Origin of the sequence: Psychroflexus aurantiacus (assembly GCF_010820555.1) — a bacterium.
Classification (GTDB): Bacteria; Bacteroidota; Bacteroidia; order Flavobacteriales; family Flavobacteriaceae; genus Psychroflexus; species Psychroflexus aurantiacus.
Map to the genome: position 1 here is coordinate 71,554 of NZ_JAAIKD010000001.1, position 21,780 is coordinate 93,333.

General features: G+C 39.7%; 23 protein-coding genes. 4 read left to right on the forward strand and 19 right to left on the reverse strand.

The window, feature by feature from the left end; genetic code table 11:
* Nucleotides 1–80: 80 nt before the first annotated feature.
* From bioD to thiL, 12 genes are all read right to left on the reverse strand, one after another.
* Entirely contained in the window at nucleotides 81–704 is a 624-nt protein-coding gene (gene bioD / locus G3567_RS00355; protein ID WP_164003193.1) for a dethiobiotin synthase, read from the reverse strand.
* A 4-nt stretch (nucleotides 705–708) separates the two neighbouring features.
* Entirely contained in the window at nucleotides 709–1,872 is a 1,164-nt protein-coding gene (locus G3567_RS00360) for an aminotransferase class I/II-fold pyridoxal phosphate-dependent enzyme (RefSeq protein ID WP_164003194.1), read from the reverse strand.
* Nucleotides 1,838–2,239, reverse strand: coding sequence for a monovalent cation/H(+) antiporter subunit G (gene mnhG, locus G3567_RS00365; protein ID WP_164003195.1), 402 nt, complete (start codon nucleotides 2,237–2,239; stop codon nucleotides 1,838–1,840). Before mnhG ends, G3567_RS00360 begins: the two co-directional genes overlap by 35 nt.
* Nucleotides 2,232–2,507, reverse strand: a complete 276-nt coding sequence (locus tag G3567_RS00370; RefSeq protein ID WP_164003196.1) for a monovalent cation/H+ antiporter complex subunit F — start codon at nucleotides 2,505–2,507, stop codon at nucleotides 2,232–2,234. Before G3567_RS00370 ends, mnhG begins: the two co-directional genes overlap by 8 nt.
* On the reverse strand, nucleotides 2,504–2,986 hold the full coding sequence (locus tag G3567_RS00375; protein WP_164003197.1) for a Na+/H+ antiporter subunit E: 483 nt from the start codon (nucleotides 2,984–2,986) through the stop codon (nucleotides 2,504–2,506). The genes G3567_RS00370 and G3567_RS00375 overlap by 4 nt, the downstream gene beginning before the upstream one ends.
* A 6-nt stretch (nucleotides 2,987–2,992) precedes the next feature.
* Nucleotides 2,993–4,501 carry a proton-conducting transporter transmembrane domain-containing protein gene (locus tag G3567_RS00380; protein WP_164003198.1) on the reverse strand — a complete coding sequence of 503 codons (1,509 nt, stop codon included), beginning with the start codon at nucleotides 4,499–4,501 and terminating at the stop codon, nucleotides 2,993–2,995.
* On the reverse strand, nucleotides 4,498–4,851 hold the full coding sequence (locus G3567_RS00385) for a Na+/H+ antiporter subunit C (RefSeq protein ID WP_093364319.1): 354 nt from the start codon (nucleotides 4,849–4,851) through the stop codon (nucleotides 4,498–4,500). Before G3567_RS00385 ends, G3567_RS00380 begins: the two co-directional genes overlap by 4 nt.
* Nucleotides 4,852–5,265, reverse strand: a complete 414-nt coding sequence (locus G3567_RS00390) for a Na+/H+ antiporter subunit B (RefSeq protein WP_164003199.1) — start codon at nucleotides 5,263–5,265, stop codon at nucleotides 4,852–4,854.
* A 1-nt stretch (nucleotide 5,266) separates the two neighbouring features.
* A complete protein-coding gene (locus G3567_RS00395; protein WP_164003200.1) occupies nucleotides 5,267–7,573 on the reverse strand; it encodes a putative monovalent cation/H+ antiporter subunit A in 2,307 nt (768 codons plus the stop codon).
* Between the two features lie 152 nt (nucleotides 7,574–7,725).
* The gene (locus tag G3567_RS00400) at nucleotides 7,726–8,136 is read right to left on the reverse strand and encodes an OsmC family protein (RefSeq protein ID WP_164003201.1); all 411 of its coding nucleotides are present in this window, start codon (nucleotides 8,134–8,136) and stop codon (nucleotides 7,726–7,728) included.
* Nucleotides 8,137–8,216: 80 nt separating this feature from the next.
* The gene (locus G3567_RS00405; RefSeq protein ID WP_164003202.1) at nucleotides 8,217–8,420 is read right to left on the reverse strand and encodes a putative signal transducing protein; all 204 of its coding nucleotides are present in this window, start codon (nucleotides 8,418–8,420) and stop codon (nucleotides 8,217–8,219) included.
* 12 nt (nucleotides 8,421–8,432) lie between these two features.
* Nucleotides 8,433–9,482 carry a thiamine-phosphate kinase gene (thiL, locus tag G3567_RS00410; protein ID WP_164003203.1) on the reverse strand — a complete coding sequence of 350 codons (1,050 nt, stop codon included), beginning with the start codon at nucleotides 9,480–9,482 and terminating at the stop codon, nucleotides 8,433–8,435.
* 260 nt (nucleotides 9,483–9,742) lie between these two features.
* On the opposite strand from thiL, the gene G3567_RS00415 reads away from it, so the two are divergent.
* A complete protein-coding gene (locus tag G3567_RS00415; protein ID WP_235923410.1) occupies nucleotides 9,743–11,158 on the forward strand; it encodes a choice-of-anchor B family protein in 1,416 nt (471 codons plus the stop codon).
* 14 nt (nucleotides 11,159–11,172) lie between these two features.
* On the opposite strand, the gene G3567_RS00420 is transcribed toward G3567_RS00415, so the two are convergent.
* Complete coding sequence (locus tag G3567_RS00420) at nucleotides 11,173–12,945, reverse strand: glycoside hydrolase family 15 protein (RefSeq protein WP_164003204.1); 1,773 nt, start codon at nucleotides 12,943–12,945, stop codon at nucleotides 11,173–11,175.
* Nucleotides 12,946–13,025: 80 nt separating this feature from the next.
* On the opposite strand from G3567_RS00420, the gene G3567_RS00425 reads away from it, so the two are divergent.
* From G3567_RS00425 to G3567_RS00435, 3 genes are all read left to right on the forward strand, one after another.
* Entirely contained in the window at nucleotides 13,026–15,233 is a 2,208-nt protein-coding gene (locus tag G3567_RS00425) for a bifunctional alpha,alpha-trehalose-phosphate synthase (UDP-forming)/trehalose-phosphatase (RefSeq protein ID WP_164003205.1), read from the forward strand.
* A 7-nt stretch (nucleotides 15,234–15,240) separates the two neighbouring features.
* Nucleotides 15,241–15,480 carry a hypothetical protein gene (locus G3567_RS00430; RefSeq protein ID WP_164003206.1) on the forward strand — a complete coding sequence of 80 codons (240 nt, stop codon included), beginning with the start codon at nucleotides 15,241–15,243 and terminating at the stop codon, nucleotides 15,478–15,480.
* 1,035 nt (nucleotides 15,481–16,515) lie between these two features.
* Entirely contained in the window at nucleotides 16,516–17,376 is an 861-nt protein-coding gene (locus G3567_RS00435; RefSeq protein ID WP_164003207.1) for a helix-turn-helix transcriptional regulator, read from the forward strand.
* A 447-nt stretch (nucleotides 17,377–17,823) separates the two neighbouring features.
* On the opposite strand, the gene G3567_RS00440 is transcribed toward G3567_RS00435, so the two are convergent.
* The 6 genes from G3567_RS00440 to G3567_RS00465 form a co-directional block, all read right to left on the reverse strand.
* Complete coding sequence (locus G3567_RS00440; protein WP_164003208.1) at nucleotides 17,824–18,729, reverse strand: DUF3078 domain-containing protein; 906 nt, start codon at nucleotides 18,727–18,729, stop codon at nucleotides 17,824–17,826.
* Between the two features lie 78 nt (nucleotides 18,730–18,807).
* Entirely contained in the window at nucleotides 18,808–19,317 is a 510-nt protein-coding gene (locus G3567_RS00445) for a DUF2480 family protein (RefSeq protein ID WP_164003209.1), read from the reverse strand.
* Between the two features lie 3 nt (nucleotides 19,318–19,320).
* Complete coding sequence (locus G3567_RS00450) at nucleotides 19,321–19,644, reverse strand: DUF59 domain-containing protein (RefSeq protein ID WP_093364295.1); 324 nt, start codon at nucleotides 19,642–19,644, stop codon at nucleotides 19,321–19,323.
* Between the two features lie 4 nt (nucleotides 19,645–19,648).
* On the reverse strand, nucleotides 19,649–20,083 hold the full coding sequence (locus tag G3567_RS00455) for a SufE family protein (RefSeq protein ID WP_164003210.1): 435 nt from the start codon (nucleotides 20,081–20,083) through the stop codon (nucleotides 19,649–19,651).
* Nucleotides 20,076–20,507, reverse strand: coding sequence for an META domain-containing protein (locus G3567_RS00460; protein ID WP_164003211.1), 432 nt, complete (start codon nucleotides 20,505–20,507; stop codon nucleotides 20,076–20,078). The genes G3567_RS00455 and G3567_RS00460 overlap by 8 nt, the downstream gene beginning before the upstream one ends.
* Nucleotides 20,504–21,742 (reverse strand): aminotransferase class V-fold PLP-dependent enzyme, encoded by a 1,239-nt coding sequence (locus G3567_RS00465; RefSeq protein WP_164003212.1) that lies wholly within the window; start codon nucleotides 21,740–21,742, stop codon nucleotides 20,504–20,506. Before G3567_RS00465 ends, G3567_RS00460 begins: the two co-directional genes overlap by 4 nt.
* Between the last annotated feature and the right edge of the window lie 38 nt (nucleotides 21,743–21,780).

The window sequence follows — 21,780 nt, forward strand, 5'->3', positions numbered from 1 at the left end:
AGGTAAACTTCTTAAAGTTAATCATTTTTTCTTCTGAACCTGCCCGTCCAAGACGCCCGGGCGGTATTAATATCGCTGACCTAAAGCTTTTCTAGATTTAGTTTAAGCTTCTGTGCGTATTTTGAAACCACATCTTTGGAAAATTCCGTCTCCTCCTCAATTCTTCCCACGCAGGTTAAATTGGTTTTTTCTAAAATGATGCGTTCTGTGGTGGGATGCTCATCGCCGCTAAAAATGATTCCGATGTTGGAAAAGCCTCTGCTTTTTAATGCTTCAATAGACAGAAGTGTGTGATTAATGCTGCCCAAATAATGCCTGGAGACCAAAATGATTTTATCGGTTTTCTCTATCAAATCGATGATGCAGTCTTGGGAGTTAAGTGGTACCAGCAAACCTCCAGCTCCTTCAATGACCAGGGTGTTCTCAGTTTCCGGTCTTTGGATGTCTTTGAGCTGAATCTCTACCTGATCAATTTCGGCAGCAGCATGTGGACTCATAGGGGTTTGCAAGGCATAGGCATTGTCAAAGAACTTTGACTTTGAATTGCTTAGCATGGCTTTGACCTTATGTGTATCGGAATAATCCAAATCGCCTGCCTGGACGGGTTTAAAATAGTCCGCTTCCAGAGCTTCTGTAACGATAGCCGAAACCATTGTTTTTCCAACTTCGGTTCCGATTCCTGTAATAAAGTAAGTCTTATTCATTTTCTTATTGAATTAAATATTTAGCTAAAGCTAGAAGAGCAGTTTCAATTTCATTTCTTGTATTGAAACTATGAAGGCAAAATCGGAGTCTTTCTTTTCCCTGAGGAACTGTTGGTGACAAAATAGCCCTGACATCGAATCCTTCTTCCTGGAGCTGGCTTGAAATCAACTTAACCTCTTCGTTTCCCCCAATCACACAAGACTGAATCGCCGACTGACTTTCAATGAAAAAATCTATCAATCGATGGGCTTTGATTTGTTTCTGAAAAAAGGCAATATTCATTCTCAGGCTTTCGAACTCAGCTGAACTGGACTCCAAATACAAATGCGCCGCCCAGTTTCTGGCTGTGGTCTCCACGCCCGGGGCTGTGGTATAAATAAAGCTTTTGGCAAAGTTGATTAGATACTGTTTTAGTGGTTCTGTACCTAAAACTGCAGCGCCATGAGATCCGAAGGATTTGCCAAAGGTGATGATTCTGGCAAATACTACTGCATCAAAAGGAGAATCTCCTGTTTTGGATATCGCCCCTATGGAATGGGCTTCGTCTAAGATGAAATAGGCACCAAATTCCACGCAGAGCTTAGCGATACCATCCACATCTGCACAATCGCCATCCATAGAAAAAACATGTTCAGTGATGACATAGATCGTTTCAAACTGGTCTTGAAACTTGACCAGTTTTTCTTTTAAATCGTTTAAATCGTTATGCTGAAACTTATAGGCTTTGGCTTTGCTCAAGCCTATGCCATCGCGTATGGAAGCATGACTCAGCTCATCGTATAAAATCAAATCCTGGCGTTGCGCGATAGCAGACAGCAGTCCAAGATTGGCATCGTAACCGGAATTAAATACCGTGGCTGCTTCAGCGTTGTAAAAGTGCTGCAGATAAGACTCAAAGTCTTCAAGCATAGCGTAATTCCCGGTGAGAAGTCTGGAGCCAGTTGCACCATGAAGCTGACCTGGATAAGTTTTAAGTTTATCCAGGGCAAATTCAGAAATAAGTTTATGACGGGAAAAGCCTAAATAATCGTTGGAAGAGAAATCCACGCGTTTGGAGTCAGGTTTTTTAAGAGATCTTAAAGTCCCCTCCTCGCAGCGTTGAATCAGTTTTTGCGCAAGAGCCTTTGGAAAATCAACTTTCGGATTTTGACTCAGTTTCTTCTTCATTATTCTTCCTTTTGTTCAATCCTTTTAGCTCATGAGTCGATTTGTTGTACTTGCCTTTCAGATCATCGATATAAGAATTCTCCCAGAGTTTGTTTCCGATAAAATAGGAGGTTCTTCCAATAAGGTGCGCGGATACGGGGGCCGTGATAAAAATAAAAATGATAACGGCTATAACCCGTGTGGTTACTGATAAATCCAGAAAAAATAAAGCTGAAGCGGTAAGCAAAAGTCCAACGCCCAGGGTTGCAGCCTTCGTATTTACAGAGATTCTCAGGTATTGATCCGGCATTCTAAGTGTTCCTATAGCTGCCAGTAAGACAAACAGGGCTCCCAGTCCAGAGGTGATGTAAATTAAGATATCATTCATTTTTATTTCGTTTTTCGAGATAATAAGCAAAGGCCACCGAGCCTAAGAAGGCGATAAGCGCCAGAACAAGTGAGATGTCTAAAAATGTGGGGGTATCGCTCAGGATGCTATAAATGGCTATGATACCAATACCTATGGTGATTAGTAAATCTAAAGCAACCACTCGGTCTATGATGCTGGGCCCTTTAAAAAATCTCACAAACACCAGTAGCGATGAAACCGACAGGATAGGCAATATGATATAATATAAAAAGTCGTGTATGTTCATCTCAATATTTCTAGTAATCGTTTTTCAAAACCTTGTTTAATATCTTCTATGAATTCTTTTTTATCGACCACGTACATGGCGTGAACGTATAAAACACTTCGGTCTGTAGATACATCCAGAGCCAGAGTTCCCGGGGTAAGGGTGATCAGATTTGCCAAAAGCGTTATTTCGAGGTCAGTTTTGGCATCGAGTGGGAGACCTACAATACCGGGTTTCATATTCAAATTGGGTGTAATCACTTCGTAAGCCACCTGGATATTTGCCTTGGTCAGTTCCCAGATGAAAAACAGAAAAAAACTTATAATCTTGGGAACGATTTTAAAGTATTTTTTAGTGTTCTTTTCTTCAAATCCGCTCAGAATCCAAAGAATGATAAAGCTGAGCAAAAATCCAAAAAAGAAATTATTAAAGTTGTACTCCCCGGTAAGGAACACCCAGATAAGCATCAATAATATGTTAGAAAGAAATTTAGTTTTCATCTGGATTTATCGTTTTAAGACGGCATCGATATATAATTCCTTGTTCATGAGTTCTGTTGCAATTCTTTCAGACAACTGCTGAATATGCTCGGCACCGAAACCTATGTATAAAGTTACAAAAGTTAGAAACGCTATAGGAAATATGAAGGTCAACTTTTGACCAAATCTCAGTTGATTGAAATAAATAAACTTTTCCGGAAAGTTGATTTCGGGCTGGTTTTTCCAAAAGACTTCAGACCAAAGTTTTGCAATGACGATAAGGGTGATTAAGCTACCAAAAATCAAAGCTCCAAAAAACCAATATTCCTGAGCATTAAAACTAGCTAAAATAAGTGAGATTTTAGGCCAATACCCCGAAAGTGGTGGAATTCCAATTAATGAGAATAAAGGAATCGCGATAAGCAAACTCAGCTTGGGATAGTGTTCATATAAGCCCCCCAGTTTCTTCATGTTGGTCGTCCCTTTTATTCTGTAAATCAATCCACTGATTAAGAATAAATTTGTTTTGATAATGATGTCGTGTATGAGATAAAAAATCACACCTGCCATAGCTACTTCTGTAAACAAAGCTAGACCCCCTATCATAAACCCGATATGGCAAATGATAAAATACATAAAGACCTTCTTGATATTGTTCTGAATAATAGCTCCTAATCCGCCGCTGAATATGGTCATAATTGCCAGAGTTAGCAGCAAAATCGTCAGGAAAGAATCCCCTCCATAAATCAATGTAAATATCCGAATTAAGGCGTAAACACCAACTTTGGTAAGCAGACCTGCAAAAATAGCAGACACCGCTGAAGGTGGCGTATGATAGGAAGCCGGCAACCAAAAATACAGAGGAAATATAGCCGATTTGATCCCGAAACCCACCAGGAATAGAACGGCGCTTATTTCTACAAGTGTAGTGTCTTTCACCTCGGCGATTTTAAGCGAAATATCTGCCATGTTTAGGGTACCTACAAGTCCGTATAAAACCCCTAAGGCTGTAAGGAAAATCATGGAAGCAAAGAAGTTTAAAGCAAAATATTTGACTGCACCTTCCAGCTGACTCTTCTCTCCTCCTATGCTTATCAAAACAAACGAACTGATAATGATAATCTCAAACCACACATACAGGTTAAAAATATCACCAGTTAAAAAAGCACCATTAAGTCCCAAAAGCAGAAAATGGAATACACTGAAGTAACCAAACTTCAACCTTGCTTTGATGACAGAAATCGTTGAAAAGATAGACACAGCAAAGCCTGTAATGGCAGTGAGCAAAACCAAAGTGACTGCCAGCATGTCTCCGACAAAAACGATTCCGAAGGGGGCGGGCCAGTCTCCAGATTCCACTACCTGAGTACCGCTACTGTAAACATAAGTGAATACCCATATCGCAACGCCTAAAGCCATTGCATTTCCGACTACACTGACGATTTTTTGGAAATTCAGTTTGTTCCAGAAAAACATCAGGAGGATGCTTAAAAACAAATGGACTATTAAGGGCAGTATGATGATATCGTTTGTCATGAATCTTCGTCTGTGGTATTAAGTTGATCTAAGTCGTCTGTTTTTAAAACTTTGTAAGTACGCTTTACAAGTATAATTGCAAAGGATTGCAAACCAAAACTAATAACTATAGCCGTGAGTATTAATGCCTGAGGAATGGGGTCTGCATACACGCCTTCAAGAACTTTTTCTGCAGAATCTATAATAGGCGGCTCACCTTTGGTGATCCTGCCAAGGAGGAAAATCAATAAATTAACACCGTTTCCCAGTAAGATGATCCCCAGAATGAGCTTTACCATACTTCTTCGCAAAATCATATAGATGCCTGAAGCATAAAGAACACCGGTTATAACTGCTAATATTATTTCCATTTATAGAGATTCAGAAATTGTAAATATGATGGTTAAGGACGATCCTATAACGACCAGATAAACGCCTATATCGAAAAATAAAGGAGAACCAATTGCCCCGATAACGGGTATCGGATTTTCTGCCCAGATTCCCGTCATCATTGGTAAATCTGCAAATACCAAAGGAGATATTCCACTCAAAAACGCTACCGATAATCCAACAGGCATTAAAAATCCAGGATGAAATTTTAAAATCTTTTTGGCTTTATCCAGTCCATTAGAGAAAGCATCCAGCACAAAAGCAATAGCAGCTACAAGACCACCCACAAAGCCTCCACCAGGTAAATAGTGACCTCTTAACAGGATAAATACTGAAAACAGTAATAATACTGGCAGGAGGTAACTCGACGCAGATTTTAAAATTATCGTTCTCATTTTATTTTTTATCTTTTGTTTTTAATCTTAGTTTTAATAATCCAAAGACGCCTAAGGCAGCGACGATCAATACCGAAATCTCTATCATGGTATCAATCCCTCTAAAATCGACCAAAATAACATTTACCACATTTTTTCCATGAGCGAGTTTATAGGCATTTTCAGCATAGAACTCAGTGATTTCGGTATTTTTAGGCTCCTTTAATACTCTCAGAATAAGCAATGTAATCAGAACTCCAAAACTGGCGGACAGCACGCCGTGTTTGATTCTTAGCCACCTATCCGAAAGGTTGAGATATCTGGGCAACTTGTAAAGGACCAGCACAAACAAAATAACCGTCAGGGTGTCTACCGAAAACTGAGTCATTGCTAAATCGGGGGCACTGTAAAATAAAAACAGCAGGCTAAAGGATAATCCAACCACTCCAAGAGCAGCGACAGCAGCTAAACGTGACTTTGTAAAAACCGTGTAAAGGACTCCAGCCAATAACATCAATAAAATGGAAATCTCGTAAATGGTTAATTCTGCCAAAGTTGAAAAATCGGATTCAAGGGAGAAATCCGAAAAAATAAGGTAACCCAGAAGTAAAATTAAAAAAGCAACAATGGTAGAAATGTAATGTCTTAAGTAACCCGTCTGAAAGAAATTTGTCCAATACGAAGAAAAGACTGCGAAACCTTCAGATAACTTCAGAAACAAAATCTTAGGACTGATGAAATTAAATTTTGCAATGCTGTTTTCCAAAGCGTGGCTGGGCGTCAGTTTTAAATATAAGATGGTTCCCAGTACCAGCGTGATGGCGCTCAACCCTAAAACCGTATTGAAACCGTGCCATAGTTTTAGGTGGAAGTCTTCAAATGCGATGGCCTGAGTCATGGCGATGGGTTTAGCAAAAGCAGATTCAATAAGACCTGGGAAAATACCAAAAACCAGCCCGGCCAGGGTCATAATTAACGGGGGAACCCACATCAACGGACTTGGAAGATGTATGTTTTCAAATTTTTTAGGAAGTGGACCCATAAAGGGTTTCACCCCTGCTACAAAACCGGCATAAAACAAGAACACATTTGTTGAAATGGCGAGGATGGTGAGCAATACAGCATTGTTGGTAAAGTGTAAGGTCGACTCGTAAATCAAATCTTTACCTACAAAACCTAAAGTTGGAGGAACGCCTCCGCTGATAAGTGCCGCTATAAATCCTGCGATAGCAACCGGCAGTAAAACCTTACGTAAGCCCGCTAGCTGTGTGACGTCCCGGGTTCCTGTTTCGTGATCGATAATCCCTGTAATCAAAAACAAGGAAGCCTTATAAAGCGCATGAACTACGATAAACACTGCTGCTGCAATAAGTGCAGCCTGCGTGCCTATCCCTATTAAAAAAACAAGTATCCCTAAGGCCGAAATGGTGGAATACGCTAGAATTCCTTTCAAGTCTGTTCTAAAAATAATATGAATCGCGGAATACAGCATGGTTATTCCACCAACCACAATCAGGATGGTATGCCAAATGTCGCCTCCATTTAAAACAGGAGTCATTCTGAACAACAAATAGACGCCAGCTTTTACCATGGTTGCAGAGTGTAAATAGGTAGAAACCGGTGTCGGGGCTTTCATGGCTCCCGGCAACCAAAAATGAAAGGGAAACTGAGCGGATTTGGTAAAGGCTGCTCCAAAAATTAAGAGCAAAATGAGTATATAATGCGAGCTGTCTGTAATACTATCTCTCATGGACAGCATTTCTGAAATGCGGTAAGTGCCAGCGACATCTCCCAGTAAAACAGCACCCCCCAGAAGTAATAAACCTCCAATTCCGGTAATTCCCAAAGCCACAAGCGCCGATTTTCTCGAGTCTGCTTTGTCGTTATTGAAGCCGATTAAATAGAAGGAAGAGATGCTGGTCAGTTCCCAGAAAATAAACAGGGACATCAAATTGTCCGACAGGACCAAACCCAGCATGGACGCCATAAATAAACTTAAATACCCATAAAATCGATCCAAATATTTATGACCTTTCAGGTAAGCAGAGGTATATAAAAACACCAGAGAACCAATTCCGGTGATCATTAGTGCAAAAAGAAGCGCCAGACCATCTAAGGTAAAACTCAAATTGACTCCAAAGCTCGGTATCCATTCGTAACTTTCATAAACCACCTCCCCGTTTGAAATTTCAGGTAAGAAACTTAGAAAATAAACAAATAGACTAATTGGAATTATAGAGGAAAGTACAGCAAGCTTACCTTTAAAGTAAGATCCGGCGAACACCAGAAATAATGAGAATAAAAAACCTAAAAGTACTGCTGCTAGCATGCTTAAATTTATTTTTGCAAATATATCTATATTTCACAAAGAGAGCTGCGCTCTTTGTTTGCTTTGGTGTTTTAATGAAAAAGACGCCGGGGTATTTGAAATAAAAATGCTGTTGAAAATTCAACAGCATTTTCAGTAATATTGACTAGTAATTAATTCAAGGTTGATTCTACTGAAATCTCAGTATCCAGTAGTTTAGAAACCGGACATTGCTTTTTAGCTTTATTGACTAATTCATCAAATTTCTCCTGATCGATTTTATCGATTTTAGCTTCCAGTGTGATATGGGATTTGGTAATATTTCCCTCTTTCAGAGTGATTTCTCCTTTGGCTTCCAGGCTTCCTATTTCAAAATCCTCTTCGGTTAAAAAAGCGGATAATTGCATAGCAAAGCAGCCTGCATGGGCTGCTGCGATTAATTCTTCAGGATTGGTACCTTTCCCTTCTTCAAAACGAGATTTGAACGAGTACTGGGTGTTATCTAAAACTCCACTCTGCGAACTTAGCGTTCCATTTCCTTCCTTTATACTTCCTTTCCAAATTGCTGTAGCCTGTCTTTTCATTGTCTTTATTTTTGATAAAAATAATTATTATAAGTTCTACAGCTTAAGTTTTTAATAAAAATTAACCTAAAGCACATGCTTTACTCCGACTCAAATTTCTCGATAAGTGCTTTGGCTTTTTCCTCATCGCTTTCATCGACCATGAGCTGATAATCGCCAAATACCCCGCCATAAGAGGAATCCACCTTATCCACTTCGTAACATCTAATGCCTTCAGATTCCAATAGGTTTTTAACTCCCATCATTTCAACTTTAGACTTGGTGTAATATACTTTCTTATCCATATGCTTTGGGTTTTAATCTTCTTCCTGCATTCCATTCCAGCCTCGCGCTTTTATTGGAATTTTGGTATTCATTCTTGAAATGAGATGAATGCCTTCACTTTGTTCTGTCATATGACCAATAACGGTCAGGTTTGGATTGGCTTTTATTTTATCAAAATCAGACTGATCGACAGTAAACAAAAGTTCATAATCTTCTCCGCCGTTGAGCACTACCGTTGTTGAGTCCAGTTCGAATTCTTCACAGGTGGAAATAGACATGGGGTCTAAAGGTAATTTATCTTCAAACACATTAGCCCCAACTTTAGAATGCTTGCATAAATGCATCACTTCTGAAGACAAACCATCACTTATATCGATCATAGAAGTTGGTTTTACTTCCAAAGCCATCAATAATTCCACAATATCTTTTCTGGCTTCCGGCTTCAACTGGCGTTCTACAATGTAGGTATATTTTTCAAGATCGGGTTGTGCATTAGGATTTACTTTAAAGACTTCATTCTCTCGTTGTAAGACTTTTAAACCCAGGAAAGCGCCTCCTAAATCCCCTGAAACCACCAGTAAATCATTTGGTTTTGCTCCGCTTCTGTAAGTTATATCTTCCGCCTTAGCCTGACCAATGGCAGTAATGCTGATGGTTAAACCCTTTATGGCAGAGGTGGTATCTCCGCCTACCACATCTATATTATAAAGTTCTGCAGCAGTAGTAATACCACTGTAAAGTTCCTCCAGGGCTTCTACGGTAAACCTGTTGGAACAGGCTATGGAGACCGTGATTTGTTCAGCCTGAGCATTCATGGCATACACATCAGACAGGTTGACCATCACCGCTTTATAACCCAGGTGTTTCAGGGGCATATACGCCAGATCAAAATGGACGCCTTCCACCAAAAGATCGGTGGTGACCACGCTGTGTTTATCATGATTGAGTACAGCAGCATCATCTCCTATGCTTTTTACAGTAGAAGTATGTTTCACCTTAAAAAACTGAGTCAGGTGGTCTATTAAACCAAATTCCCCTAATTCTGATAGTTTGGTTTTGCTGTCTTTTGTATTTTGAAACATGTCATTTTTGTTTTGAAAGGCAAAGTTACTTAAAAGGATTTGTAAAGTCCTAAACCATATCCTAATACTAGTCTTTTCTAAGCAGCATAAATTCTTAACAAAGAAATCTTTAAAACTCAGAAGCTCATCAGGCATTCCTTCTTAGAACGTACAGAAAAAGCATAATCCGAGAAATCACTAATGTGTTTTACATTAAAAAGTGCTTCCCAAAAGCATTACATGAGCAAATCTTTTCTTTATATTTGATTTAAATTTTGATATTGAAAAAACTTTACCTTAATACCTTAGCGCTTGTCTGGAGCTTCATGGCATTTTCTCAAACGCCATGTGAAAACGGTTTTGCCGGAATCTATCCTTGTCAGGATTACGACCTCATGTCACAGATTAGCCCAGAGGCGCTTTCTGCCAGTGAAGGGAATGATTCCTGGGGCTGGACAGATCCACAGGATGAAAAAGAATACGCCTTGATGGGTCTGGACAACGGCACTGCCTTTATAGACATCTCCGATCCAACCGCCCCGGTATATCTCGGAAAACTCCCTACCCATACTTTGTCCAGCCCCTGGAGGGATATAAAAGTATATCAAAATTATGCATTTATAGTCTCTGAAGCTTCAGGTCATGGCATGCAGGTTTTTGACCTCACCAGACTTCGAGTAGTCGCCAATGCACCGGTGATTTTTAACAGTGATGCCCATTATGATGGATTTGGAAATGCGCATAATATCGTCATTAATGAAAGTAAGGCGTATGCCTATGTCGTGGGGACTTCAACCTACAGTGGCGGTCCGCATATCGTAGATCTCAGTGACCCTCTCAATCCCGTTTTAGCGGGAGGATATGCGGGGAGTTTTTATACGCACGACGCTCAGGTGGTCACCTATTCTGGCCCGGACACTGACTATACCGGGAGAGAAATTTTTATCGGATGTAATGAAGAGGAGGCTGTCGTTGTAGATGTGACCAATCCAGGCAATCCCGTTTTGATTTCCACAATAACCTACAGCAGTACAGGGTACCCACACCAGGGTTGGTTAACCGAAAATCAAAGGTATTTTTTCCTGGGAGATGAGCTGGATGAACTCAATTTCGGCTTGAATACCAGAACGCTCATTTTTGATTTACAGGATCTGGACAACCCCGTTCAGCACCAGGAATACCTGGGACCAACTGCGGCGATAGATCACAATGGCTACCTTCATAATGACCTGTTCTATTTATCCAATTATACGGCCGGAATTAAGATTCTGGACGCGACAAATGTGGCTACCCAATCCATTTCAGAAGTTGGCTTTTTTGATACCTATCCTGAAAATAACAACACCAATTTCAACGGTTCCTGGAACAACTATCCGTTTTTTGAAAGCGGAAACATCGTCGTCAGTGATATCGAACGCGGGTTTTTCTTGATTAGAAAATCAGGCACTTTGAGCGCTTCTGGTTTTACCCAGGAAGATTTTTCCATTTTTCCTAACCCGGCAAGCTCTTACGTTCAGATTAAGAACGCCTCTCAACCCATACAAAGCGTAGAATTGTTCACCTTATTAGGACAACAAGTCTATTCCAAAAAATTCAAAGGCATGCGTGACCTTACAATTAACGTTGAATCTTTTAAAGCGGGTTTATACATGCTTAGAATCAATAATTCCTTCACCAGGAAACTGATCATCAACTAGCATATTAAAGGCCGTTATTCTTCTGCCTTAGACAGGTTTATAGCCGTTTCAATTAAGGCCAGATGCGAATAAGCCTGTGGAAAATTCCCCAGTAAGCGTTTGGTTTCAAAATCGATATCTTCACTCAGCAGCCCCAGGTGATTGGAGTAACCTATCAGCCTTTCAAATTGTTGTTTTGCGTCTTTAACTTCACCAATTTTAATCAAGCTATTGATGTACCAAAACGTGCAGATGGTAAAGGATGAACTGGGCAGTCCAAAATCATCTTCGTTTTTATACCTGTAGAGAAGACCGTCGTTGGTAAGATCCCTCCCAATCGCTTTTACCGTACTCACAAACTTAGGGTCTTTAGCCTCTATAAAATCGTAGGACTCCATCAATAAGACCGAGGCATCCAGGTCTTTAGAACCATAGGATTGTGTAAAGGCCTGAACATCTTCGTTCCAGGCATTTTCCAAAATATCAGTTTTGATGGCTTGTCTTAAGATTTTCCAGCGTTCTAGTTTAGAGGTTTTCTCAAACAGTTCCGAAATTTTTATAGCCCTGTCAATCGCCACCCAGCACAAGACTTTGGAGAAGGTAAAGTGACGATCTTCGGTCCTGAATTCCCAAATCCCCTTGTCTGCTTCCTGCCAGTGCTTGCCAACCACCCAGGCAATGCCTTTGGTAATCGTCCATAATTCTTCTTTGTTATCGGTATCCGATTTAAACTTCACCAGTTCCTGATAAATCACATCTACCAGGATCCCGTAAATATCGTTTTGTTTTTGAGCGTAAGCAGCATTACCTATTCTCACGGGTTTAGAATCCATATAACCGGAAAGGTGCGACAAATGTTTCTCGGTAAGCTCCTTCTCTTTATTGATGCCATACATGATCTGCAGCTTCTCATTTTTATCGGGAATCAGATCAATGATGAATTGAAGATAGCGCTTGGTCATTCTCTTATGGCCCAGTTGTGAAACCACTCTCACGACCATAGACGCATCGCGGATCCAGCAGAATCTATAATCCCAGTTCCTCACCTCACCAATCGTTTCCGGCAGCGAAGTGGTTGCTGCAGCCAGAATGGCCCCGGTCTTTTCATAGCTCAGCAATTTCAAGGTCATCGCACTCCTCAAAATCATAGCATTATAACTCCGAAACTTAGGGGTGTTTTCGGTCCAGTTAAGCCAGTAAGCCAGCGTCTTTTTATAATCCAGGTTCACAGAGTCCATGCTCGGCAAATCAATTTTTTCGTTATACGACATCAGAAAAAATGTATCCTCTGTGAGTTCAATTTCTTCAGAATTTACCACGGCTTCTTTTGAAAGCGAAGTATATAAAAACAAGGTGTCGAATTTATCGGCTTCGGTGAGCGCAACGATAAAGTCATCTTTTATGTAAATTTCGGTATTCCCTAAGGCATATTCAAGTTTGGGAGTATAGTCAATACGTAGCTTTGGAGTTCCTTTAGTCACTTTCAGATACCTGATGACTTCGGGAGGAGCATGATAAGATTTGTCTTCTTTGCGGTATCGGGGGAGAAAATCATGAACTTCAAAACTCGCATTTTCAGACCTGAATTCTGTTTTCAGAATACAGGTATTTTCTACATAAGTCTGAGTAATCGTATAAGCCCCATCCACCTTAAAAGCGAATTGACCCCCTTTTTTATCGTCGAGTAGTTTAGCAAATACAGAGGCGGAATCAAACTCCGGCAAACAGCACCAGTCCAGGGAGCCCGAGTCCGAAATTAACGCCGCAGTTCTACAATTACCTATGATACCATAATTCAGATTATTCATCAATTTCAAGTATTTGGAAGATTTAAATCATATTTTTGATTGAATAAAGGTAAATAATCTGAGTAAAACAAAGCTTTCTTATGAATAAAACAATAATTGTTTCCAACAGATTACCGCTTCAAGTGCGTATTGAAAATGATCAGATAGAAGTAACGCCGAGTGTGGGAGGGCTTGCGACAGGGCTGAAGTCTGTTCACACCGAAGGCAACGGCCTTTGGGTAGGCTGGTGTGGGATTACCGAGGAAGAATTAACCCCTGAGCTGGAAACCAAAATCTCGGAAGCGGTTACCAAAGCGCAATGCGTTTCGGTAAATCTTACTCAAAGGGATTTGGATCATTACTATTATGGATTTAGCAACCGTACGCTCTGGCCTTTATTTCATTATTTCATAGAATACACAGAATACAATCCGGAATCCTGGGACGTTTATAAAAGCGTGAACCAAAAGTTTGCCGACAAGGTCCTGGAACATGTGGAGGAAGGCGATAACATCTGGATTCAGGATTATCAGTTACTGCTGGTTCCCGCCATGGTAAAAGCTAAAAGACCAGATATTTCCATAGGCTTTTTCAATCACATTCCTTTTCCTTCTTATGAGATTTTCAGAACCTTTCCTAAGCGTAAAGAATTGCTGGAAGGCATGCTTGGTGCAGATCTCATCGGTTTCCATACCTATGACTATGAAAGGCATTTTTTAAGTTCGGTCAAACGAATTTTGAGCATGGATGTCAGCTTTAATAAAATCACCTACCAGAATCGGATTATAAAAGTGGACTCTTTCCCCATGGGGATCGATTATGAGAAGTTTGAAAGCGCCGCCCTGGACCACGATAAAATGGCTGAAAGTGAAAAATCTGAAATTCAAAAACGCCTGGATCAGCATTTACAGAATGAAGAAGGTATAAAAATGATACTTTCTATCGACCGGATGGATTATACCAAAGGCATCCCCAACCGGATTAAAGCCTTTGAATATTTCCTGAGAAAATACCCGCAGTTTCAAGAGAAAATTCGACTGATCATGCTTGCGGTTCCCTCCCGATCTCAGGTGCCTCAGTACCAGAGGCTGAAACAGGAAACCGACGAACTCGTAGGCAGAATCAATGGCGAATATTCCACCGTAAGCTGGACGCCCATCTGGTATTTTTACAGAGCTTTACCCTTCGAAAATTTAATTGACCTCTACACCTCTTCCGATGTGGCACTGATCACGCCTGTAAGGGATGGAATGAATCTGGTAGCCAAAGAATATGTAGCCACGAGAACTCGACAAGACGGGGTCCTGGTCTTAAGTGAAATGGCAGGCGCTTCCATAGAAATGAACGAAGCTCTACTCATCAATCCCTTCAATTTCGAGGAAATTGCAGACAGTATCAAGCAGGCTTTAGAAATGCCCAAAGCCGAACAAAAACAAAGAATGCAGGCCTTGCAAAATCGGGTGTCCCGATATAGTGTAAAAAAATGGGCCAGTGAATTCATGAATTCCCTCAACCAGGTCCACAAGGTTTACAATGTCATTGAAGCTGAAAAACTTGACGAAAAGGTCAAAGCCCTTTTTAGTGAAAAACTCAGATCCGATGATAAAAAAATAATGTTTCTAGACTACGACGGGACCTTGGTCAATTTCACAAATAATCCTCAGGATGCAAAGCCAGACAAAGAACTGTTCTCTATTTTAGAAAAGCTTCATGCTATCGCGGACCTTAAACTGGTCCTCATCAGCGGTCGGGATAAGAAAACCCTCAACAACTGGTTTGGACATACCCCCTATACCCTGGTCTCGGATCATGGAGTTTCCGTGAGAATAGCGCAAGGAGACTGGAAAACCACCGAGCATTTAAAAACCGAGTGGATGGAAGATATTCTTCCGGTTTTGGAAACCTTTGTCGACAGAACACCGGGAACTTTGGTGGAAAAGAAGAAATATTCTCTGGCCTGGCATTATAGGAATACCGATGTAGAATTAGCAGAAAAAAGGCTGGTAGAAATTAAAACGGTACTGACGAGTTTTATTTCCAACACAGACCTTACCTTGCTCGAAGGCAATAAAGTCATCGAGATCAAAAGCAGCAAAGTGAACAAAGGGAGAGCCTGTTCCAGCCTGCTCAATCAATTCCCCTCAGAGCATGTGTTTGCCTTTGGCGATGACTGGACCGATGAATTTATGTTTGAAGAACTGCCGGAACGCTCTGAAACCGTAAAAATAGGGGTTCAGAAAACCAAAGCAAGGTATTACGTAAAGACAGTTGAGGAAGCAAGAGCCTTTTTAAAAGCAATAGCTGAATAGAAATTTAATGAGCAGACAAATCAAATTGATCTGGGACTTCCGAGGTCCCAACGCAGAGAAAACAGCAGAACATCATGAAATTCACCTCCGGGATTTCCTGAAGATGAATGCCATGACAGATCAGCTTACCGGCATTGAGCAAGTGAATGACTACCATCATTTTGCGTTTCTCGTCGTGGAGGAAGTGCAGATGAAAGACCTAAGAGACCGCTTAAAACCGCATCGCGGACAGGTGTATTCAGGCTGAGGCCAGATCAAACAAATTACCCCGATGCGTATGCACCGGGGTAGCTGTGGGCTTAGGCTTATCGACTAAGTTTGGTTAATCAAAGTACCTGCTCCTAGGTTTTATTTTTCTGCTGCTTTACATACTTCAAGGCAGCGTCCAGCACCTCGTCTTTACCATTTTGCAAACCTTCTAAAGTGAGTTTTACTTCAACATCAGAAGAAAATGCTCACCTAGAAGCTTATCACAGTATTTTTTTTTTAAAAAAAGAAGTGTTCAATCAATTAGAATACAGAACCTTTGGAGATATCGAAAAAACTTAAAAGAATATGTCCAATTTTATAACCAGGAAATTGAGCAGGATAACTACGGTGGAAAAATGGAATGATGTAACGCATGTCATTCTAAATCATAAAAAAACAGCGTAAATTAATCCATAATAGAAGAGTTATAATCTATATTAGTCGAATAGAAAATAAGAAATAATTTGGTCAGTTGCATTTATAACTTGAACATAGAGGGTCAAAAGGCAAAAAAATAAAATGCGATAGTGATACCCCAAATTTTGTGAGATATAGATATTAAAGGCTAGAAACCTTAGCCTATGCCTGTATTGAAAATGATGGCAAGTGCAAAGTAAAATCCTAATCAAAGGATCTGGGTTTTATATTTTTAATTAATAAGGAAAGAAACACCAAAGAAAAAACAGTGTATAAAATTGAAAAGTAAACTTAAAAGTTAACATCGATAAACACTGTTACAACTTATATCAAGATGTTTTAAATAAATCCTCTTAAAACACCAAAAAGATAAAGCAAATAAATAATGAATAAGCTAAAAACTAAATATAGCTTTTATAATATATGACCATTTAAATTCTATTCTTTTTATCCATAAATGGTAAGCTTTATTTAAAACCGTTGTAAACGGCTAAATACTCCAAATAACCCCCACAAGTTCAGGTATAGTGAGCTTTAAATAAAAAAATAGACAAATAGTGTCAATGATTTTAGTAACCTAATAATTATTAGCTCCTTTGTCTTAAACAATGAAATATTGAGTAATCAAAATAAACTTTATCGCTTATTAAGATTAATAGCACTCCTTAAACAGGAGCCCCCAAAGTCTATTAACTACATAGCAGAATTTTTGGAGTGCTCTTCAAGAACGGTTTATAGATATCTGGAATTGTTGGAAAGTGTCGGTTTCATTATTAAAGTAAATAGATTCAAGAAATATAGCATTCAGGACACTCAATTACTTTCTAATTCTCATTTAAATAAAGAGGAATTTGATTTTCTAAAAAAATTGTTACAAACCTCGGGTAGATTCAATAAGATTTCAAAATCTATTTTACACAAACTTAGCCTGAATACAGATAAACAATTAATCAATAATGATATTTATGATGCTAATCATTCTATCACTATTAACCAGATTAATGAAGCTATTGAAAATAACAAGCAGATTGTTATTAAGGAATACGAGACCATCAATTCGCAAAATAATTCTTACACGCTTATAGAACCTATTAAACTAACTGAAAATTATAGATTGCTTTGTGCATTTGAAATTGGAAATCAAAAAAACACGTTTTTCAATCTTAAAAAGATTGGAAATATCATTATTACTGAACAAGAGCAGAAGTACAAATCCCTTCATGAATGTTCTACACCAGATGCATTTGGAGTTGTTAAAAAGTCTGAGAGCTTTGAAGTCAATTTACAGCTTAATTTAAAAGCAAAGTCACTCTTGGTTCAGGAATATCCTTTAACAAAGCCTTTACTGAAAAATATTGATGGAAATAATTTTTTATTTTCTACCACGGTTTACAGTCTTAAACCCTTAAAACAGTTTTATAACAATCTAAAAAATGATATAAAAATACTGGAAAACACTAGTCATGAATTTGATTAGTTCCTCTAGTGATAAACGCTTTATTTGTTGCTTCATCCTGGGTCCTGGGTTTTCGTTCAGGGCCTTTTTTTTGATTAAACCCCAATTATGCATTAGAAAACTTTCTAATGCATAAACGAATAAGAAAACTCTACCATTTCGATGTTTTTGCAAAACACCAAAATGATGATTTTCTAACTCGGGGTTAAACCCGACTAATAACCTGAGTTCGATTATTCTCACTTTGTCAATACGGTTATGGATAGTGAGGTATAAAGTTTTTTTGACCTAATATCGAAACATTTCGGATTAAAAAAGTGTAGTACATTGGAGTTCAAAACAGGATGCTCTGATTCAGTTCAATAAAAACACCCATTTACAAGGAAGTGAATTTATAAGTGATTTGTACTTTTTAAATGAGGACCTTGTAGCATTTGCTTTTTCTTATGGTATAATTCTATGTTTTGACTAAAAATTATAATTGAATCCTACGCCCAGGCTCTCTCGTATTTGAAAGCCCTGTACGGCATTGTCATCATAAATGGCCTGAAAGGTGAAGTTGGCCGAAATGTACTTATTCACATCCATATTTAAATTTAGGGTATAGTCGATATCAACGTTTTGAGGATCTTCCAGATAGTTGGAATACAAGCCTAAAATATTATCAGCAGAAATGTTTTCCATCAGCTTGAACTTCACAAAGGCATTGACAGAAGCCCCAAATTCTGTACGTATAGTTTTCCCCTGGTCCAGACCGAAAAAGTCGCCATCGGCGTAATCTGGTCCGGATGTGAATTTGCTGTTGGCTGTAATGATACGGCCTGTAACAGGAGAAATATTGACCCGTATATTCTCACTTTTTTTCCACAAGGCACCCAAACCTAGCTGCGTAAAGGCCGGAGACATAAACTGGGTCCTCAGCGTTCGGGTTTCATTGCCGCTGGCATCTTCCCCAAAGGTATAGCCGTTATCAAACTGAGTTCTGAAATTTACAAAGGCGGAGGTATACCAGTTCGACCCGTTGATCTGACGACCAAGGGTAGAATTGATTTCCAGACGGTCGCTGGTTTTTCGATTGAATTCCTGGTCTTTGGTTTTACTGATGCCGTAATCTCCAAGAAACTTGGTGTCCCAGGTGTATTTTCCTTTGTTGTAACTGATGTCATAATTGACCACGGCATTAACCGAGTAGTTGCTGGTTCCACCTCCTTGCCAATCGCTATTGAAAGCAGCTTGGTTGATTAAAAACTGGAAGGTTCCTTCAGTGCTCCAGATTGTATCCTTTTTGGTCAACTTGTTGTCATCAGACTGAGCTGAAGCAAAAAAAGTAGCCAGGAAAAACAAGAAGGAACATAAAAAATAGTGAGGTCTCATTTTTATAGTTTTTAAAAACAAATCTATGAAACCAAAAGATAACTATTTAAAAGTTTGGTTTTTTGTAACTTTTATCAATTATTTCTTAGGTCTCTTATAAAGCGGTACTGCAGAACAGGCTTCTCCGTACATAATGGATTTTGCCAGGGGCTGAAGCTTTTGTAGCGCCAGTAAATACGCGTTTTCCGGAACGGGTTTGTTGGAGCAACCTTTAATGATGACCGGCTTATCCTGATATTCTGTAAAATCTACATCCTGCAGTGCTTCCTGGTAAAGTAAAGAATTCAGAAATTCCAGGTCGCCAAACGCCACTTTTTTGGAAAACCCCTGTAAATAAGAGGTAATCAATAAGTAAGCCCAGCCCGGAACGATGGCATCGCTTGAGCAGTGTAAAGCCACGTAGGCGTCCTGATACTGAGACCAGTCATGATTTTTTAAAGTTTCCCTAAAGTCTTTTTCCTTCAAAATAATCCCTTCAAATAGCCAGTCTTTGATGTCGATGAACTTCCTCTCCCCGTCTGGATAATACTCTTCCAGATTAAAGGTTTTAAGAGAGCTCAGGGCTACTTTGTTTACGATTTCAACCATAAATTACAGCATTCCCAGTTCCAGCTTCGCTTCTTCACTCATCAAGTCCTGTGACCAGGCAGGATCAAAAGTCAGTTCCACCTCACATTCGTTCACCCAGTCCAAAGAGGCGGCCTTTTCTTTGACCTCCTGGGGTAAAGATTCTGCTACCGGACAGTTCGGGGAGGTTAAGGTCATCAGGATTTTAACGTCATTATCTTCGTTGACGAAGACGTCGTAAATCAGACCTAATTCGTAAATATCGACGGGGATTTCCGGATCGTATATGGTTTTTAAAACTCTTACGATGTCTTCTCCCAATTCTTCTGTATTTCTTTCTTCAGCCATGTTTTTAAGCTTTATTGTTTTGTTGGCTATTGTAGGCAATAGCGTACATTTTCATTTGTTTGATCATGCTCACCAGGCCGTTTGCTCTGGTGGGCGATAAGTGTTCTTTAAGTCCGATGGCATCTATAAAACCAGTGTCGGCACTAATGATGTCTTCAGGCTTCTGACCTGAAAAAACTCTGATGAGAATAGCAATGATACCTTTGGTAATAATGGCATCACTATCGGCTGTAAATTCCACATTATCCTTTTCCATTTCTGCATACACCCAGACTCTACTCTGGCAACCTTTGATGATGTTTTCTTCGGTTTTATGTTTTTCATCGATAAGCGGTAAAGATTTACCCAGTTCTATCATGTACTCATAGCGCTGCATCCAGTCTTCAAACATGCTGAATTCTTCTATGATCTCGTCTTGTCTCTCTTGAATACTACTCACTTTCGTTTTTCTTTTTAGCCTTGATTACAATTTCTCCGTTCTTATCTTTTAGATGAATGGCTTCTTTTGAATTTTCAAAAGAAGTCACTGAAGCCATTGTTTTAAAAAATAAATTTTCAAGTTTCATGGCATCATCACAGTACATTTTGGTTGCTCTGGCAAAACCTAAATCAAAATTTCCATCCTTCAGTTTATAGGTGTAGGTGTATTGATTGCAACCCGCAAATCCTGAGACTGTTGAGTTTTCAGGATTAACACTTAAGCTTAGTTCAGATTCTGAAACCTGCCTGTCTCCCATCTGAGTTATTTTATAGTCCTGAGCCAGCAATTGATCTGAAGTCATTTTTTGAGCTTTGCAGGAACCGAGCATCATCCCTATGGAAAGCACCATGATTCCTAGCTTTGTATGGAACATGGGTCTCATAACAGCATGGATTTAGCTTTCTTCAGAGCAGTGATAAAGGCGTCGATTTCTGCCTTGGTGTTGTAAAATGAAAAGGACGCCCGAACGGTGCCCGGAATCTTATAAAATTCCATGATGGGCTGGGCACAATGATGTCCTGTTCTCACGGCAATTCCCATTTTATCCAAGAGCGTTCCTATATCATAAGGATGAAGGCCTGCAATATTAAAGGACAGCACTGCTGTTTTTTTATCTGGTGAAGTCCCGTAAATTTCGACCTCTTCTATCTGTTGAATTTCTGAAGTGGCATAGTTCAGCAATTCCATTTCATAGGCTGCTATGGCATCAAACCCGATGTTATTCATATAATCTAAAGCCGCTCCAAAGGCTATTCCTCCTGAAATATTTGGGGTTCCAGCTTCAAACTTATGGGGTAAACCGGCGTAGGTTGTTTTTTCAAAAGTCACTTCTGAAATCATTTCACCTCCACCCTGATAGGGTGGCAACATATTCAGCAGCTCTTCTTTTCCGTAGAGCATACCCACTCCGGTAGGTCCGCAAATCTTATGCGCCGACACGGTGTAATAATCGACATCCAGAGCCTGAACGTCTGCTTTAAGATGGGGTGCAGCCTGCGCACCATCGATTAAAACTTTGGCATCCACTCCATGAGCCAGGTTGATAATCTGCTCAATCGGATTGATGGTTCCTAAAGCATTTGAGACATGGTTGACAAAAACCAGCTTCGTGTTTTCATTCAGAAGCTCTTTATAAGCCTCCATGTCCAGCTCACCTGTATGCAGCATCGGTATCACTTTTAACTGAGAGCCCGTTTTTTGACAAAGCATTTGCCAAGGCACAATATTGGAATGGTGTTCCATCGCCGAAACCAGGATTTCATCTTCAGGTTTCAAAACAGAAGCGTATCCATTTGCAACCAGATTGATGCTGTGTGTGGTTCCTGAGGTTAAAATGATTTCATGGGCAAATTCAGCATTGAAATGTTTTCTCACAGTCTCTCGTGCCGCTTCGTAAGCATCGGTGGCGATTTGAGACAGAGAATGTACACCTCGGTGAATATTGGCATTTTTATTTTCGTAATAATCCACAATACAGTCGATGACCTGCCTTGGTGTTTGCGAAGTCGCTGCATTGTCGAAATACACCAGAGGCTTGCCGTTGATTTCTCTTTTGAGTATCGGAAAATCCTCGCGTATTTTGCTTATATCTAAAATTTGTTCAGAAGTATTCGTCATGTATCGTTCGTTTATCTTACTTCTAAGCAAGTTGACTG

Excerpts from the sequence above, each read along its gene's own strand:
- G3567_RS00385 (WP_093364319.1), bottom strand. The coding sequence starts at position 4,851 with ATGGAAATAATATTAGCAGTTATAACCGGTGTTCTTTATGCTTCAGGC.
- G3567_RS00450 (WP_093364295.1), bottom strand. The coding sequence starts at position 19,644 with ATGGCTGAAGAAAGAAATACAGAAGAATTGGGAGAAGACATCGTAAGA.
- G3567_RS00395 (WP_164003200.1), bottom strand. The coding sequence starts at position 7,573 with ATGCTAGCAGCAGTACTTTTAGGTTTTTTATTCTCATTATTTCTGGTG.
- G3567_RS00465 (WP_164003212.1), bottom strand. The coding sequence starts at position 21,742 with ATGACGAATACTTCTGAACAAATTTTAGATATAAGCAAAATACGCGAG.
- G3567_RS00430 (WP_164003206.1), top strand. The coding sequence starts at position 15,241 with ATGAGCAGACAAATCAAATTGATCTGGGACTTCCGAGGTCCCAACGCA.
- G3567_RS00375 (WP_164003197.1), bottom strand. The coding sequence starts at position 2,986 with ATGAAAACTAAATTTCTTTCTAACATATTATTGATGCTTATCTGGGTG.
- G3567_RS00390 (WP_164003199.1), bottom strand. The coding sequence starts at position 5,265 with ATGAGAACGATAATTTTAAAATCTGCGTCGAGTTACCTCCTGCCAGTA.
- thiL (WP_164003203.1), bottom strand. The coding sequence starts at position 9,482 with ATGTTTCAAAATACAAAAGACAGCAAAACCAAACTATCAGAATTAGGG.
- G3567_RS00360 (WP_164003194.1), bottom strand. The coding sequence starts at position 1,872 with ATGAAGAAGAAACTGAGTCAAAATCCGAAAGTTGATTTTCCAAAGGCT.
- bioD (WP_164003193.1), bottom strand. The coding sequence starts at position 704 with ATGAATAAGACTTACTTTATTACAGGAATCGGAACCGAAGTTGGAAAA.
- G3567_RS00445 (WP_164003209.1), bottom strand. The coding sequence starts at position 19,317 with ATGGTTGAAATCGTAAACAAAGTAGCCCTGAGCTCTCTTAAAACCTTT.
- mnhG (WP_164003195.1), bottom strand. The coding sequence starts at position 2,239 with ATGAATGATATCTTAATTTACATCACCTCTGGACTGGGAGCCCTGTTT.
- G3567_RS00380 (WP_164003198.1), bottom strand. The coding sequence starts at position 4,501 with ATGACAAACGATATCATCATACTGCCCTTAATAGTCCATTTGTTTTTA.
- G3567_RS00405 (WP_164003202.1), bottom strand. The coding sequence starts at position 8,420 with ATGGATAAGAAAGTATATTACACCAAGTCTAAAGTTGAAATGATGGGA.
- G3567_RS00370 (WP_164003196.1), bottom strand. The coding sequence starts at position 2,507 with ATGAACATACACGACTTTTTATATTATATCATATTGCCTATCCTGTCG.
- G3567_RS00440 (WP_164003208.1), bottom strand. The coding sequence starts at position 18,729 with ATGAGACCTCACTATTTTTTATGTTCCTTCTTGTTTTTCCTGGCTACT.
- G3567_RS00400 (WP_164003201.1), bottom strand. The coding sequence starts at position 8,136 with ATGAAAAGACAGGCTACAGCAATTTGGAAAGGAAGTATAAAGGAAGGA.
- G3567_RS00420 (WP_164003204.1), bottom strand. The coding sequence starts at position 12,945 with ATGAATAATCTGAATTATGGTATCATAGGTAATTGTAGAACTGCGGCG.
- G3567_RS00425 (WP_164003205.1), top strand. The coding sequence starts at position 13,026 with ATGAATAAAACAATAATTGTTTCCAACAGATTACCGCTTCAAGTGCGT.
- G3567_RS00460 (WP_164003211.1), bottom strand. The coding sequence starts at position 20,507 with ATGAGACCCATGTTCCATACAAAGCTAGGAATCATGGTGCTTTCCATA.